This is a genomic window from Chryseobacterium daeguense DSM 19388 (assembly GCF_000430825.1).
GTDB lineage: Bacteria > Bacteroidota > Bacteroidia > Flavobacteriales > Weeksellaceae > Chryseobacterium > Chryseobacterium daeguense.
Genome location: NZ_AUMT01000004.1, coordinates 63,989 through 77,912 on the forward strand (window position 1 = coordinate 63,989; position 13,924 = coordinate 77,912).

17 protein-coding genes are annotated in these 13,924 nt (G+C 34.0%); 7 read left to right on the top strand and 10 right to left on the bottom strand.

The window, feature by feature from the left end:
- Positions 1–201: 201 nt before the first annotated feature.
- The 7 genes from H560_RS0106875 to H560_RS0106905 all read right to left on the bottom strand — a co-directional run bounded on the left by H560_RS0106875 (position 202) and on the right by H560_RS0106905 (position 4,050).
- Complete coding sequence (locus H560_RS0106875) at positions 202–816, bottom strand: Crp/Fnr family transcriptional regulator (RefSeq protein WP_228372437.1); 615 nt, start codon at positions 814–816, stop codon at positions 202–204.
- A gap of 60 nt (positions 817–876) precedes the next feature.
- Positions 877–1,473: a Crp/Fnr family transcriptional regulator gene (locus H560_RS0106880; RefSeq protein WP_027379353.1), complete on the bottom strand. Its 597-nt coding sequence runs from the start codon at positions 1,471–1,473 to the stop codon at positions 877–879.
- A 213-nt stretch (positions 1,474–1,686) separates the two neighbouring features.
- The gene (locus tag H560_RS0106885; protein WP_027379354.1) at positions 1,687–1,887 is read right to left on the bottom strand and encodes a hypothetical protein; all 201 of its coding nucleotides are present in this window, start codon (positions 1,885–1,887) and stop codon (positions 1,687–1,689) included.
- A 201-nt stretch (positions 1,888–2,088) separates the two neighbouring features.
- On the bottom strand, positions 2,089–2,685 hold the full coding sequence (locus H560_RS0106890; protein WP_027379355.1) for a Crp/Fnr family transcriptional regulator: 597 nt from the start codon (positions 2,683–2,685) through the stop codon (positions 2,089–2,091).
- Entirely contained in the window at positions 2,685–3,062 is a 378-nt protein-coding gene (ytxJ, locus tag H560_RS0106895; RefSeq protein ID WP_027379356.1) for a bacillithiol system redox-active protein YtxJ, read from the bottom strand. Before ytxJ ends, H560_RS0106890 begins: the two co-directional genes overlap by 1 nt.
- On the bottom strand, positions 3,059–3,520 hold the full coding sequence (locus H560_RS0106900; protein ID WP_228372438.1) for a DUF1569 domain-containing protein: 462 nt from the start codon (positions 3,518–3,520) through the stop codon (positions 3,059–3,061). The genes ytxJ and H560_RS0106900 overlap by 4 nt, the downstream gene beginning before the upstream one ends.
- Positions 3,514–4,050, bottom strand: coding sequence for a YfiT family bacillithiol transferase (locus H560_RS0106905; RefSeq protein ID WP_027379358.1), 537 nt, complete (start codon positions 4,048–4,050; stop codon positions 3,514–3,516). Before H560_RS0106905 ends, H560_RS0106900 begins: the two co-directional genes overlap by 7 nt.
- A 108-nt stretch (positions 4,051–4,158) precedes the next feature.
- Between H560_RS0106905 and pncA the strand changes: the two genes are divergently transcribed.
- Complete coding sequence (gene pncA, locus H560_RS0106910) at positions 4,159–4,764, top strand: bifunctional nicotinamidase/pyrazinamidase (RefSeq protein ID WP_027379359.1); 606 nt, start codon at positions 4,159–4,161, stop codon at positions 4,762–4,764.
- A 286-nt stretch (positions 4,765–5,050) separates the two neighbouring features.
- Here pncA and H560_RS0106915 read toward each other — a convergent pair whose 3' ends face one another.
- Positions 5,051–6,202, bottom strand: coding sequence for a pseudouridine synthase (locus H560_RS0106915; RefSeq protein WP_228372439.1), 1,152 nt, complete (start codon positions 6,200–6,202; stop codon positions 5,051–5,053).
- Positions 6,203–6,306: 104 nt separating this feature from the next.
- Here H560_RS0106915 and aroB point away from each other — a divergent pair, with 104 nt between their 5' ends.
- The 6 genes from aroB (at position 6,307) to H560_RS0106950 (ending at position 11,912) form a co-directional block, all read left to right on the top strand.
- Complete coding sequence (gene aroB / locus H560_RS0106920) at positions 6,307–7,353, top strand: 3-dehydroquinate synthase (protein ID WP_027379361.1); 1,047 nt, start codon at positions 6,307–6,309, stop codon at positions 7,351–7,353.
- A 271-nt stretch (positions 7,354–7,624) separates the two neighbouring features.
- Positions 7,625–8,269 carry a porin family protein gene (locus tag H560_RS0106925; RefSeq protein ID WP_027379362.1) on the top strand — a complete coding sequence of 215 codons (645 nt, stop codon included), beginning with the start codon at positions 7,625–7,627 and terminating at the stop codon, positions 8,267–8,269.
- A gap of 225 nt (positions 8,270–8,494) precedes the next feature.
- Positions 8,495–9,079 carry a porin family protein gene (locus H560_RS0106930; protein WP_027379363.1) on the top strand — a complete coding sequence of 195 codons (585 nt, stop codon included), beginning with the start codon at positions 8,495–8,497 and terminating at the stop codon, positions 9,077–9,079.
- 292 nt (positions 9,080–9,371) lie between these two features.
- On the top strand, positions 9,372–10,007 hold the full coding sequence (locus H560_RS0106935; protein ID WP_027379364.1) for a porin family protein: 636 nt from the start codon (positions 9,372–9,374) through the stop codon (positions 10,005–10,007).
- 289 nt (positions 10,008–10,296) lie between these two features.
- Positions 10,297–10,872: a porin family protein gene (locus H560_RS0106940; RefSeq protein WP_027379365.1), complete on the top strand. Its 576-nt coding sequence runs from the start codon at positions 10,297–10,299 to the stop codon at positions 10,870–10,872.
- Positions 10,873–11,201: 329 nt separating this feature from the next.
- Positions 11,202–11,912 carry a porin family protein gene (locus H560_RS0106950; RefSeq protein WP_027379366.1) on the top strand — a complete coding sequence of 237 codons (711 nt, stop codon included), beginning with the start codon at positions 11,202–11,204 and terminating at the stop codon, positions 11,910–11,912.
- Positions 11,913–11,988: 76 nt separating this feature from the next.
- On the opposite strand, the gene purF is transcribed toward H560_RS0106950, so the two are convergent.
- Positions 11,989–13,488, bottom strand: coding sequence for an amidophosphoribosyltransferase (purF, locus tag H560_RS0106955; protein WP_027379367.1), 1,500 nt, complete (start codon positions 13,486–13,488; stop codon positions 11,989–11,991).
- 64 nt (positions 13,489–13,552) lie between these two features.
- The gene (locus H560_RS0106960; protein ID WP_027379368.1) at positions 13,553–13,912 is read right to left on the bottom strand and encodes a four helix bundle protein; all 360 of its coding nucleotides are present in this window, start codon (positions 13,910–13,912) and stop codon (positions 13,553–13,555) included.
- Positions 13,913–13,924: the final 12 nt, after the last annotated feature.

Consider the following 13,924-nt stretch of genomic DNA (forward strand, 5'->3'; position numbering starts at 1 on the left):
TTAATATTAAGTGATGTGTATTGCTGGCCGTGACTAGTATTAGACAGCAATGAATTTGGTTTTATTTAATAATTGAATGTAAAAGCCAAACGCTTTTATTGTATCTCAAAACGAGATTTGAAAAGGAATATGGATGAATTTATACTCAAATATACGTTAGAATAATTCACTATTTTATGACCCGGGTCATGTTAATGTGCTTTAGTATAAAATTTTTCTGTTTTCTATTTTTAATTGTCCTTCTTTCTCCATTTTTTTCAGAGTCCTGATTACGGTCTCCACACGTAATCCGGTAAGGTTTGCAATCTGCTGTCTGGTAAGTTCTACATGAAAACACTGGCTGCAGTCTTCACTGTCATAGCTTTTAAGATAATCCAATAGACCTTTCAGCCGCTGCATGGAGTTTTGAGAAGACATGCTCTGAAGCATTATGGCCTTAAAATAAAGTCTCTGAGCCAGACATGCATTCATCGCCATGCAGTATTTGGGGTTTTCTTCCAGAAGCTTCAGAAAATTATTTTTTGGAAGCCTGATAATTTCTGATGAGGTGATGGAAACGGCATTCATGGGGTAAAATTTTTCCACAAACATCATAGAATCTCCAAAACTCTGGTTTTCTCCAAAAATATTGTGGATGAATTCCTTTCCTTCGTCATTATAATTATTAAGCTTTACTTTTCCGTTTATAATCTGGTGGTAATAGAGAGCATGATCTCCTTCTCTGTAAATTATCTCTCCTGGTTTAAAATTTTTATCTTCTCCTCCATAAGAATATAAAATATCCTTCTCAATATTCATGCAGCTGATAGTTTTCATAGTTTTCATTTCTGAAATCACCTGCAAAAAAAAGACCAAAAAATCATGTTTTAAAATGCTCTAATACAAAATTTTACGGTCTTTTATTTTTACGATGTTATTGCGCTCCATTACTTTGATTGTTCTTATCGCGGTTTCTACACAAAGCCCTGTTAAACTAGCCATCTGCTGTCTGGTTAACGGAATTTTGAACGAATAAGGCGCCTGTTCCGGCTGGGAGCTTTTCAGATAATCCATAAGGGTTTTAAGCTTAGACGCCGGACTTTGGGTGAAAAGATTCTGTGTCATAATAAGCTTAAAATATAATCTTTGAGAAATTAATCTGTTCATATCAAATGATATTTCCGGATAAAGCTTAAGCAAATCAAAAAATATTTTTTTGGGGAGTCTCAGGATTTTGCACTTCGTAATAGCAATGGCATTTACGGGATAAGGTTTATCCATAAAAAGTAATGCTTCACCAATACTTTGTCCGTCACCTAAAAGGTTTTGTATAATTTCCTTCCCATCATCATTATAATTGTTAAGCTTTGCTTCTCCTGTAATAATTTGAAAATAATAATTGGGGGTGTCACCTTCGCTGAAAATAATTTCTGCCGGGCGGTAATGTTTTATGCTGGCTCCTACTGAGTGCAAAATTTCTTCTTTAATAACCATGTTAATTTTTTTTAATGTTTACTATCTATTTTCAAACATGTAAGAATAAATTGAGCAGTACAATCTCTTTAAGTATAAAAATAATGTGTAAAAACTGATAGTCTGTAAATTTTAAATCAAAAATTTTTAATTGATTCAAAAACTTACAGAACAAATTAGATTGAATATAATAACTGCCGCTAAGCACAGTACATTCTTTTTTTAATTTAGGGATTACTTTCTGAGGTTAATATCTGCAGTATCCTGTTTTGCTGCGGATGTAGTAGTATCAGCTACAGTAGTATCTGGCGGTACAGCCGTGGTATTATCTGTGGGAATGATGGAATCAGACGACGGAGTTGTGGAAACATCCGTTTGTTTTTTGCAACTCAGGACTAAAAATCCTAACATCGTTGCAATTAATACAAATTTCATAATTTTAATATTTTGTGATGTGATTATCAAAATTAAATAAATTTATACCAAAAATATTATGATCTAAATCATATTATATGTTTTTTATGATAATATTATGAACAATAACCATTTACCGTTTAAAAATTAGTAAGGTAAATGTTGATATGAAATTGTGGAGAAAAAATAATGTTTTATTCTTATTTAATTCTTTTAATTAAGTTATTTATTATCCGGAACGAAATTTTTTCTGGCAAGCTCTTTCCTTACACGACTCAGGCTTTCAGGGGTAATTCCCAGATAAGAAGCAATCATCCATTGTGGAACTCTCAGCAGTAAGTTGGGATACATTTTAATGAATTTCATGTATCTCTCTTCAGCAGTTTCTCCAAGTAAAGAATTGATCCTGTCCTGCAGGCTTTTAATATGCTTTTGAACCAAAATATCGCTCTTTTCAAGGCTGTCCGGAAACTCGCCGATAAGCTTGTTGATAAAATCCGGATGTAATAAGAGAACTTCAGAATCTTCAACCGCCTCAATGTAATATACGGATTTTTCATTGAAATAAAGGCTGCTTCTATCTGAAATAAGCCAGCTTTCCGGAGCGAACTGTATAATGTGCTCTTTTCCGTTCTTATCGATGGAATACATTTTTAGAAGTCCTTTTTCCACGAAATAGATATATCGGCATACCTCACCGTACTGAAGCAGAAACTGGTTTTTCTGTATTTTTTTTGCTTCATAGTGCAGGCTGCACATATTTACCTTTTCCAAAGGAACACTTAAAACTTTTGCTAAATAATTATTAATATTTTCCATTATACAATTTGGTCTGCTGATATATGTTGGTGCGAAGCGTTACTGATGGCTTTTCCGTTCTCTATTACAATGAGCTGCGGACTTTCATGTCTCACGCCAAGATCTTCCGCAATCTTGTTGGAGACAGGTCTGTGAGCAAGCAGGTCCAGGTAATATAAATCTGTTTTGTAATCCAGGTTTTCTAATTCGCTTTCAAAATTTTTCAATACTGTTTTACTGATAAAACAGCTTGTGGAATGTTTGAATATGGCAATTTTATTATTGAACGAGCTTTCAAGGGCTTTTTTAAGATCGTCTTCAGATTCTATGATCTTCCAGAATGATTTTTGGCCCGAAGAAGTTCCTTTTTCTCCAAATATTTTATCAAAAAAACTCATACGTTAAATTGTTTCAAATGATGATTAAGATGCTTATACTCCAGAAATCCCCAGTCCTTTTCTTCCATTTTCCCGAAAAGTACGTGGCGTTCCGGCAGATTTCCATTCAGGAAACAATTTCGATACTCATTAAGGGTATTCAGAAGACTTTCTTTTTCTTCATCAAAATTACACTCAAAATTAATGATAAGTTTCCGAAAAGTAGGCATGTTTTGAGGAATTCCGTTATTAAAAATCTGCATTTCTATTTTGGTCATAATACCTATCATTCCAAAAACAGCATTAATAGCTGGAAGCTCAATTTTTTTCAGGGGAACCTGAAGCACATAATTGCAATGCCTCATCATCTGGCAGACATCCATTTTGCCCCATTTGCGTTCAGAATTTTCTTTTAAATTTGAAATTCTATTAATAATTTCCTCGAAATAAATGCTGTTGTGGAGACTTTTCTTTACCAACCTTTTTCTTTCTTCAGATTTTCAATATGAGCAAAATGATGATTACAATGCCACACGTACATACCCAGGCAGTTCCTTAAATCATAGTTTTCATTGTGCTCAGGATGATGAAACGTTCTTTCAAACTGCTTATTGGTCATGGCTTTTAAGAGTGCTGTCCATCTTTGGTGTGTTCCTTTAATCATTCTCATGGCTGGTTTTACAGGCATATTGTGACTGTCCTGCAATTCTGCCCATTTGGCCTCATCGTAAGGCTTTATAGTAGGATTTTCTTCTGTAAGTGCAAGTTTGAAGCGTATATAAGCATTCATATGGCTGTCTGAAATATGGTTTATGAGCTGCCTCACTGTCCAGCCTCCTTCTCTGTATTGGGTATCAAGCTGATCATCGCTGAAGTTTTCTATAAGGTTTTTTAATCTTCCCGGGAAATCTTTGATCACTTTGATATATTCATCCAGCTTGGTATCGCAGATGTTTTCGGGCTGCTCATATTTACCGATAGGAAATTTTTTATGCTCTAAATCGCTCATTTTATTTGCTTTAAAATTTTATGTTGCCTATTTGTCCGATAATTATTTTTTGGACAAATATTTGAGGTTTGTTTTTTGTAAATTTATCAAAAATTCGAGAATTTAAATATGAAAAAAGCGTTAATAATCGTAGATGTGCAGAATGATTTTTGTGAAGGCGGCGCATTGGCAGTTCCGGGAGCAAATGAAGTGATTCCCTATATCAATGCCTTAATGGAAGAAAATGAATACGATCAGATTGTCTTAACTCAGGATTGGCATCCTTCAAATCATAAAAGTTTTGCCAGCAATAATGGCAGAAAGGTGGGCGAAAGCATTATTTTAAATGGTGTTCCGCAGTTCATGTGGCCGGATCACTGTATTCAGGATACTTTTGGAGCAGAGTTTCATAAAGATTTAAACAGGGATAAGGTAACCCACATTGTTCAAAAAGGGAAAAATACGGAAATCGACAGCTACAGCGGTTTTCAGGATAACAATCATTTTATGAAAACAGGTCTTGATGATTTCCTGAAATATCATGATATCCAGCTATTGGAGATTGTAGGGCTTGCGATGGATTATTGCGTGAAATTCACTTGTCTGGATGCTGTAGCTAACGGCTATATTACCTGCCTTCATTTCAATGGAACAAGAGCGGTAAACGTAAAGCCGGATAACGGAAGGGATGCTATTTATGAGATGATCGAAAAAGGGGTGACTGTTTTGGGATAAAATTTGAGTATGAGTTATGGGTTAAAAATTATGAGTTAGAATTTTTAATTTTTAGTTTATAGTTTATACTGTATAAAGGGCTTCGAGAGCCTCAGCCTGACAACCCTAATACTATATGTTAAAAAACAAATATTGTACGGTACTGTCAGGCTGAGGCTCTCGAAGCCTTATTGACATAAAAAAGGCGTAGAACTAAATTTCTACGCCTTTTCTTATTTTAATTCAAAAATACTTTAAAATTTAAGTATAATAAACTTATCATTCATAACTCAAAACTCATAACTTATTAAAGCATTTTAAGATTATTCACTTCAAGTTCTGTAAGGATTCTCCAGTGGCCTCGCTTGATATTTTTCTTCGTTAATCCGGCAAACATTACCCTGTCCAGAGCTTCTACTTCATATCCTAATCGTTGGAAAATTCTTCTGATAACACGGTTCCATCCGATATGGATTTCTATCCCAACTTCATTTTTCGGTTTTCCTTCAATAAAAGAAATCTGGTCTACAACCGCTACGCCTTCATCCAGACGGATACCTTCTGCAATCAGCTTCATGTCTTCATGGGTCAGCTTTTTGTCCAAAGTCACATGATAGATTTTTTTGGCATCAAAAGACGGGTGTGTCAATTTTTTTGTCATGTGGCCGTCATTGGTAAGCAAAATAACTCCGGTTGTAGAACGGTCAAGCCTTCCCACAGGGAATAAACGGTAAGGTGAAGCATTAGCTACCAGATCCATTACTGTTTTTCTTGCTTTATCGTCTTTAGTTGTGGAGATATACCCTTTTGGCTTGTTTAGAAGTACATAAACAGGCTTTTCAGGAGTAATGCTCTGGCCATCGAAAACTACTTTATCGGTTTTCTCAACCTGGTAGCCCATTTCTGTTACTACTTTTCCGTTTACTTCTACAAGCCCCTGTGTAATAAGCTCATCTGCCTCTCTCCTGCTGCAGATTCCTGAATTTGCAATGAATTTATTAAGACGAATTGTATCTTTATGAACATCTTTTTCTATTTTGCTCAATCTTCTTTTTTGTACAAAAGATTTTGCTCCATCCTGTTTTCTGTCATCGCCACTGCCCGGTCTTCTTCCGTATTTCAGGCTGCCTCTTTCGTATTTATCTCTTGTATCAAAATTATTAGGTCTGCTTCCGCCTCTTTTCGGGGCAGATTTTCCGAATGATTTTTTCTCTTCCCCGGCACTGGTAATGAATGGTTCCTGCTCACTTTTCCCAAATTTCTTATCCATACGGTCCTGATAGCTGGTGCCTCCACTTTTCCTGGAATCAGAATTTCTTTCTCCTGCTTTTGGAAATGGTTTTTTGAAAGGTTTTGAACCAGAAGAATTTCCTGATCTTGAAGCACGAGAATCATCAGAATTATTTCTTGTTGAACTTCTTGGTTTTTTTGGTCTTCCTGAATTATTATCTCTGCTCATGCTAAATATTTGTGCAAAGATAGTTAATTTAATAACGAGTTAAAAATTAAGAATCATAACTTTGCAATATAGTTTTTACTTCTAACTTTACAGAAAACCTGAAAATGATAACACTATTAAATGATAATTTTTCTGAGTTGAATGATTTCTTACACGAAAAATCCTTCAGTAAAATCTTTATTCTTGTTGATGAAAATACCCACGAATATTGCCTTCCTACCCTTTTAGGGAACATGGAAACGGATATGGGCTTTGAAATTCTGGAAATAGAAGCCGGCGAAGAAATGAAAAATATTCAGACGGTCAACCAGCTTTGGGAGATACTTACGGAAATGCAGGCGGACAGAAAAGCTTTAATAATCAATCTTGGCGGCGGTGTGATTACCGATATGGGCGGTTTTGTGGCTTCTACTTATAAAAGAGGCATATCATTCATTAATATTCCAACTACCCTTTTATCGATGTGTGATGCATCAATCGGGGGGAAAACAGGGATTGACCTGATGCACTATAAAAATATGGTAGGTACATTTTCTTTTCCTGAACAGATTTTTGTTTATCCAAAATTTTTAGAAACCCTTCCATTTAAACAGCTGAGAAGCGGCTTTGCAGAGATGCTGAAACATGGGTTAATAGCAGATAAAACGCATTGGGAGAACTTAATTCAGGTCAATAAGCTTGATATAAAGGGTGTTATCCCACATATTCAGGCTTCGATAGATATTAAGCAGGATGTTGTTGAAAAAGATTTCCATGAAAAAAACGTCAGAAAAACGCTGAATTTCGGGCATACCATTGGCCATGCCGTGGAAAGCTTATACCTGAATCAGGGTAATCCGGTTCTTCATGGAGAAGCAGTGGCGATGGGAATGATCGCTGAAGCTCACCTTGCCTTTCTTGAAGGATTGATCTCTGAAGAAGATTCTGTTTTAATTATCGAAAATATTCAAAAATTCTATCCTTATCTTGATATCAGCGATTTTAAAGATGATGAAATTTTCTCTGTATTAATCAATGATAAGAAGAATATGGACAGCAAAATCAATTTTTCTCTGCTTTCAGGAATCGGTTCTTGCGTATATGATCATCAATGCAGCCAAAAGAATATTAAATCTTCTTTAGATTTTTATAGAAAACTGAATTATGCTTAAAAAAACATTTCATTTTGACTTTTTTGAATTAAAAAATTAAACAAAATTTATAATTTGTATTTTTTTCTAAACAAATGTTTAGTAGTCTTTATATTATTGATTTACAATTTGATATAAGTTAAAACCATTTGCTAAAACAAATGGTTTTGTTTTTATTTTTCATTAAAATTTTGATTTTGGCAAACAATTTGAAAGATACTCACCGTCAAATGAAAAAACTGACAAGTAGTAAATTTTAAAATTAGGAAATAGTAAATTAAAAATTAAAGTTATGAAAAAGTTAATTTTAGGAATAGCAGTTACGGCAGGTTCGTTAGCATTCGCTCAGACTACGACAACAACCACCACTTCCACATCATCGCTGGTAGCATTCGGTATTAAGGCGGGAATGAATGTTTCTTCCCTTACCAACGACAGCGGATTGGAAGATCAGGGCTCTAAAATCGGATTCAATGCGGGTGTATTTGCTAACATTCCTGTAGCCAGCTCCTTCAGCATCCAGCCGGAGGTTTTATACTCTCAATATGGGGATAAGTACGATCAGGTTATTGCAGGAACGAGATATTCTCGTGCAAGACATTTAGATTATATTACGGTACCGGTAATGTTCCAGTACAATGTGATCCCGAATCTTTATTTAGAAGCAGGCCCGGAATTCGGATTCATGGTTAATGCTAAAAATAAGTTTAAAAACGAAACAGATAATAATACAATCAACGAGACGGGAGATTATAAAGACAGCTTAAACAAATTCAACTTTGGTATTGGTTTAGGAGCAGGATATTATTTTACAGACAATATAGGTCTTACAGCAAGATATGTTGCAGGTCTTACGGATATTGCGAAAGACAGACCAAATGGATCTGATGCTATCAGAAATAATGTTTTCCAGGTTGGTTTAGCATTTAAATTTTAAAAGACGAAAGTTAGTAATAACAGAAATTGATTTCAATAAGTCAGGCTTATATTTAGTATAAGTCTGATTTTTTTATATTAAAAATTTGGAGTGAAAATTATAATCAAAATTTGTGGAAAAATGTTTTATTTTATATAAAATTGTATTAATTTAAGATAATTTGGTAGGAAATTTGCATTCTATGGTTTGATATTTTAAAATTATCAACTAATAAAAAAAATGACTATGAAAAAATTAATCTTAGGAATCGCAATTTCTTTAAGTTCATTGGCTTTTGCACAGGAAAAAGCTAAAGAATCATCCTCACCTGTAAGATTTGGTGTGAAAGCAGGTCTTAATGTTTCGAGTATTTCAGGAGGAGATTCAAAAGCAAAAGCAGGTTTTTACGGAGGTGTATTTGCTAACATCCCTGTTTCATCGCAGTTTGCAGTACAACCTGAGGTATTGTATAACGGAGTAGGCTCAAAAGCTGAGGATCTGGATGATTTGAAAATAAATCTCGATTATATCTCAGTTCCTGTAATGTTTCAGTATAATGCAATGCCGAACCTTTATCTGGAAGCAGGGCCACAATTCAGTTTCCTTATTAACTCTAAACTTAAATACCAATCAGCTTCAGTAGACGGAAAAGATCTTGTTAAAGGATTTGATTTCGGTATTGGTTTGGGTGCCGGATATTATATTGTGGACGGATTTGGTATTACGGCAAGATTCGTGGCTGGTGTCGTGGATATTGGTGAAAAAATCAATGGTGTTCAGGCTGAGGGCAAAAATAATGTCTTCCAGATTGGATTAGCTTATAAGTTTTAAAACATAATTAAAGTTTAATACTATTAGCCGGATTAATATTTTTAATCCGGTTTTTTTATTTGTATTAATAAAAATAATATTATTGCTTACTATAGTAAAAATAAATAATTTAAAAATGCTTTTAAATTTAAATTTTAATAAATGATCAGCCTGTAAATTTATAATTTTTTATGATTTTGAATTATTTTGTTATGATATTTATCATAATTTAACTTTTTGGCATGGAAATTGAAAATAATGTTAACGTCAAAAAATGACCACAATAATTAAGTATAATAAAGTAAAAACATTTATGAAAAAATTTCTTCTAGGATTAGCAGTTATCGCTGGTTCTTTTACATTCGCTCAGCAAAAAAATTCTACACCTGTTTCTAAATCTCCTGTTAGATTTGGTATTAAAGCAGGTTTGAACGTTTCAACAATGTCTAAAGAAAGTGATCTTGACAATTACAGCAGAAAAGCCAGAACAGGTTTTAATGCAGGAGTATTTGCAAACATTCCTTTATCTTCTGATTTCAGTGTGCAGCCGGAGATTTTATATTCTCAGTATGGTAATAAGATCAACTTTACGGATGATGGAGACAAAATATATGCAAAAAGAAATCTTGATTATATTACTGTTCCGGTAATGTTCCAGTATAACGTAGTTCCTAACTTCTATTTAGAAGCGGGTCCTGAGTTTGGGTTCAAAGTAGGTTCAACGATAAAATATGTGAATGAAACACTTAATTTTTCAGTTACTTCTACAGTGGACGATGCAAAAGGATTTAATTTAGGATTAGGTATCGGAGCAGGTTACTATGTTACACCAAATATTGGTATTACAGCAAGATACGTAGCAGGTCTTACGGATGTTATTAAAGATAACAAGGGAGGTGACGCTATTAAAAATAATGTATTCCAAGTGGGGTTAGCTTATAAATTCTAATCATATCTTTAAATAGATTATTAATCAAAATTAGGCCGGGTTTTTACCCGGTTTTTTATTTAATAACTCTAAGTAAAATACATTTCCAGTTACGTGATTTTGAGTGCCAGGTTTTTAATTTTTAAATTAAATATTTACATTGATTATTTGTTAAAGTTTCCTTTTTAATAGCATTATAACCTCTGTAAAGCCTTATTAATAAAAGGAATATTTGTTTGGCAAGGATTTTGATAAGTAATTGTCGTCTGAATGAAAATCAGAAAAAAATTAACAAAGTAAAAACATATTTATGAAAAAATTATTATTAGGATTAGCAGTTATTGCTGGTTCATTTACATTCGCTCAGAAAACATCATCTTCCCCTGTAACATTCGGTTTAAAAGCAGGTCTAAACGTTTCAAATATCAGTGGTGGTAATTCTAAAGCAGGTTTCTACGGTGGTGCCTTTATGAACGCTCCTATCGCAAGCAACTTTAGCATTCAGCCGGAGGTTTTGTATAACGGATTAGGATCAAAAATAAAAGATGAAAATATTACTGTGAACTTTAATTATATCTCAGTTCCGGTAATGTTCCAGTACAATGCTTTACCGAACTTATACCTTGAAGCAGGTCCACAATTCAGTTTTTCAGTAGGATCAAATTTAAAATATGATTCTCAGACTATTGATAAAGGCAACCTTGTTAAGGCAAAAAGCTTTGACTTTGGTATTGGTTTAGGAGCCGGATATTATTTCAATAAAAACATTGGTGTTACCGCAAGATACGTTGCAGGTGTTACTGATGCTTTCAAAGAAATTGGAGGGGTGAAGAACATTGATGGTAAAAACAGTGCTTTCCAAGTAGGTTTGGCGTATAAGTTTTAATCAATTATTCATAATCAATCAAAATTTTTGAAGCCGGGTTCGATGCCCGGCTTTTTTTGTATTGAAATATATTTCGAGAAAAAATAAAAAATTAATATAATTTTCATTATCCAATTAAATGTTTAAGTAGTAAAAATTAAATTTTAAACTTAAATATAGTTTATTTATTTTTAAAATTAAACATTATGAGTTGTTTTTTTTAACAAATGAAATCTTTGCTAATGCCTATTAATAAAGGAAAAATGAATGTTTGGCAAGCATTTTGCAAAATAAATCAAGTCTGATTAAATATCAGATAAATAATAAAGTAAAATTTTAAAAGACAAATTATGAACAAGTTATTTCTAGGACTAGCAATAGTCACTGGCTCATTAGTATTTGCTCAGGAAACGAAAACTGTAACAGCAGCCCCGATGAATAAAGTAAAAGAGCCTGTAAGATTTGGTATCAAAGGTGGGGTAAACTTCTCCCAGTTCAGCGAGCAAAAGCTTAGTACAAAAAGTCTGAGACCGGGATTCAATGCAGGGGTTTTTGTTAATATACCTTTATCAGAAAAATTTGCAATCCAGCCGGAAGTTTTATATAATCAATTAGGAAGCAAAAGCGTTCTTACAGAAAAAGATCTATCAGAAAACTCTTCAGTAAAAGTAAAAGAAAATTATAGCCTGAACTATATCTCCGTACCATTAATGCTTCAGATGAAGCCTGCTGATAACTTCTACATCGAGGCTGGCCCGGAAATCAGCTATTTCATTAATGGTAAATATACCGGTGATGTGACAACCACTACTACTACTGTTGGAGGTAACACAACCACTCAGACTGAATCTTATTCAAGAGATCTTGAAAAAGAAAGGGTTAAGAAATTTAATCTTGGCTTAGGTCTTGGTCTTGGATATTATTTTACCCCTAATTTGGGTATCAACGCAAGATATGTAAACAGTCTTACACACGTTGCCAATAATTCTGGTGTGCCGGAAAATATGAAGGATAAAGAAACCAACCGTGTTTTCCAAGTGGGATTAAACTACAAATTTTAATATAACCAATTTTAATTTCAATGAAAAGGTCAGGCTTATTATTAAACCTGACCTTTACTTTTTTATTTATTTGAATTTAATTAAATAATTCAACCTCCTCACCCTTTCCTACAGGATATTCTTCTGTAAAACATCCGAAACAGTGGTTGGCAGAACCCAAAATTTCTTTTAAATTCTCCACACTTAAGAACTCCAGAGAATCAACTCCTAAATAATTTCTAAGCTCTTCTGTAGTCATATTCGCAGAAATCAAATCATCTTTTGAAGGTGTATCAATTCCTAAATAACAAGGTGCAATAATCGGCGGAGAAACACTTCTGAAGTGGATTTCCTTTACTCCTGCATCTTTCAGTATCTTAACCAATCTTTTTGAAGTTGTGCCACGAACGATTGAATCGTCGATGATCACTACTCTTTTATCTTTAATTTCAGAAATAATAGGATTCAGCTTAAGGTTCACTACCCTTTCTCTCATTTCCTGAGTCGGTACGATGAAGCTTCTTCCAATATATCTGTTTTTAATCAAAACCGGACGGAAAGGTATTCCCGAAGCCTTAGAAAAGCCAATAGCAGCAGGAACTCCGGAATCGGGAACCCCAATTACCACATCAGCTTCTACAGGAGCCTGATGCCAGATTTTTTCACCGGATTTTTCTCTGATCTCGTACACATTGATGTTTTCTAAAGAAGAGTCTGGTCTTGCAAAATAAATATATTCAAATGAACAGATTCTCTGCTTTCCTTTTTGTTCATCAGCCATGTATGAATGTAGCTTTCCGGGCTCATTTTCATTGGTGTAAACAATCTCTCCCGGTAAAATATCTCTCACATACTGAGCTCCAACCGCGTCCAAAGCAACGGATTCGGAAGCCACAACGTAAGATTTTTCGTCAATGGCTCCTAAAACCAACGGTCTGATCCCATTGAAATCCCGGAATGCGAAGAATTTGTTTCTCGTCATTCCCACAACAGAATAAGCGCCTTCTATTTTCTCCATGGTTGCTTTAATAGCACCACGAAGTCCTAAGTCGAGATTTTTCTGGATTAATCTTAAAATAACCTCAGAATCGGAAGTTGCTCTGAAAACAACGCCTTCAGCTTCCAATTCAGCTTTTAGTTCTTTCGCATTGGTAAGGTTACCGTTATGCGCTATGGAAAGTATAATCTGGTCATATTCGTTTTTTGCGAAAAATGGCTGGAAATTATATTTCTTTTTGTCTCCTGCAGTCGTATAACGGGTATGCCCGATTGCAGAATTTCCCATAAAAGTTTCCGGATCGTGGATCTCTTTATAAACATCCAAAACCAAACCTTCATCTTTCATGTTGGTGATTCTTCCGTTTTTTAAAACAGAAATACCACACGCTTCCTGACCTCTGTGCTGTAAAGCAAAAAGCCCGAACTGTGAAAGAGAAAACGTATCAAGATCATTATCAGAATACATTCCGAAGATACCACATTCCTCATTGGGAGCGTCTAATCTCTCTTCTTCCTGCGTTCTGAAAAGATTTCTTCCGTAGGTTTGAGTTTCAAATTGTTTTAAATATTCACTTTTATGAATGTCTAAACTTTTCATTTCTATTTTTTCTAAATTAGAAGTTAGATATTAGATGTTAGAAATTAGTCTAAGTTAACTTCAATTATAATTTTAAACTTGTCTTTAATGAATAAATCATTTTCTGTATCTCAGCTAAAAGCTCTTTCAAAGGAATTATTTTAGCGTCAGAAATAAAATTCAAATCTATTAATAATTGTAACTGAGTTTGTAATTCATATGTAGAACCAAACGCAATTCCAAGAAACTGATAAAATTCATTCTTATTATTTCTTCCTGCTCCTTCTGCAATATTAGACGGTATTGAAACAGCACATCTTCTGATTTGAGACAGTAAACCAAATTTTTCTTCATTTGGTAATTCTGCAGTAACCAAATAAACCTCTTTTACTAAAATCATTGATTTACTCCAAACTTTGAGATCTTCTATGCGGTGTGCCTTCATACTAACCTCTAA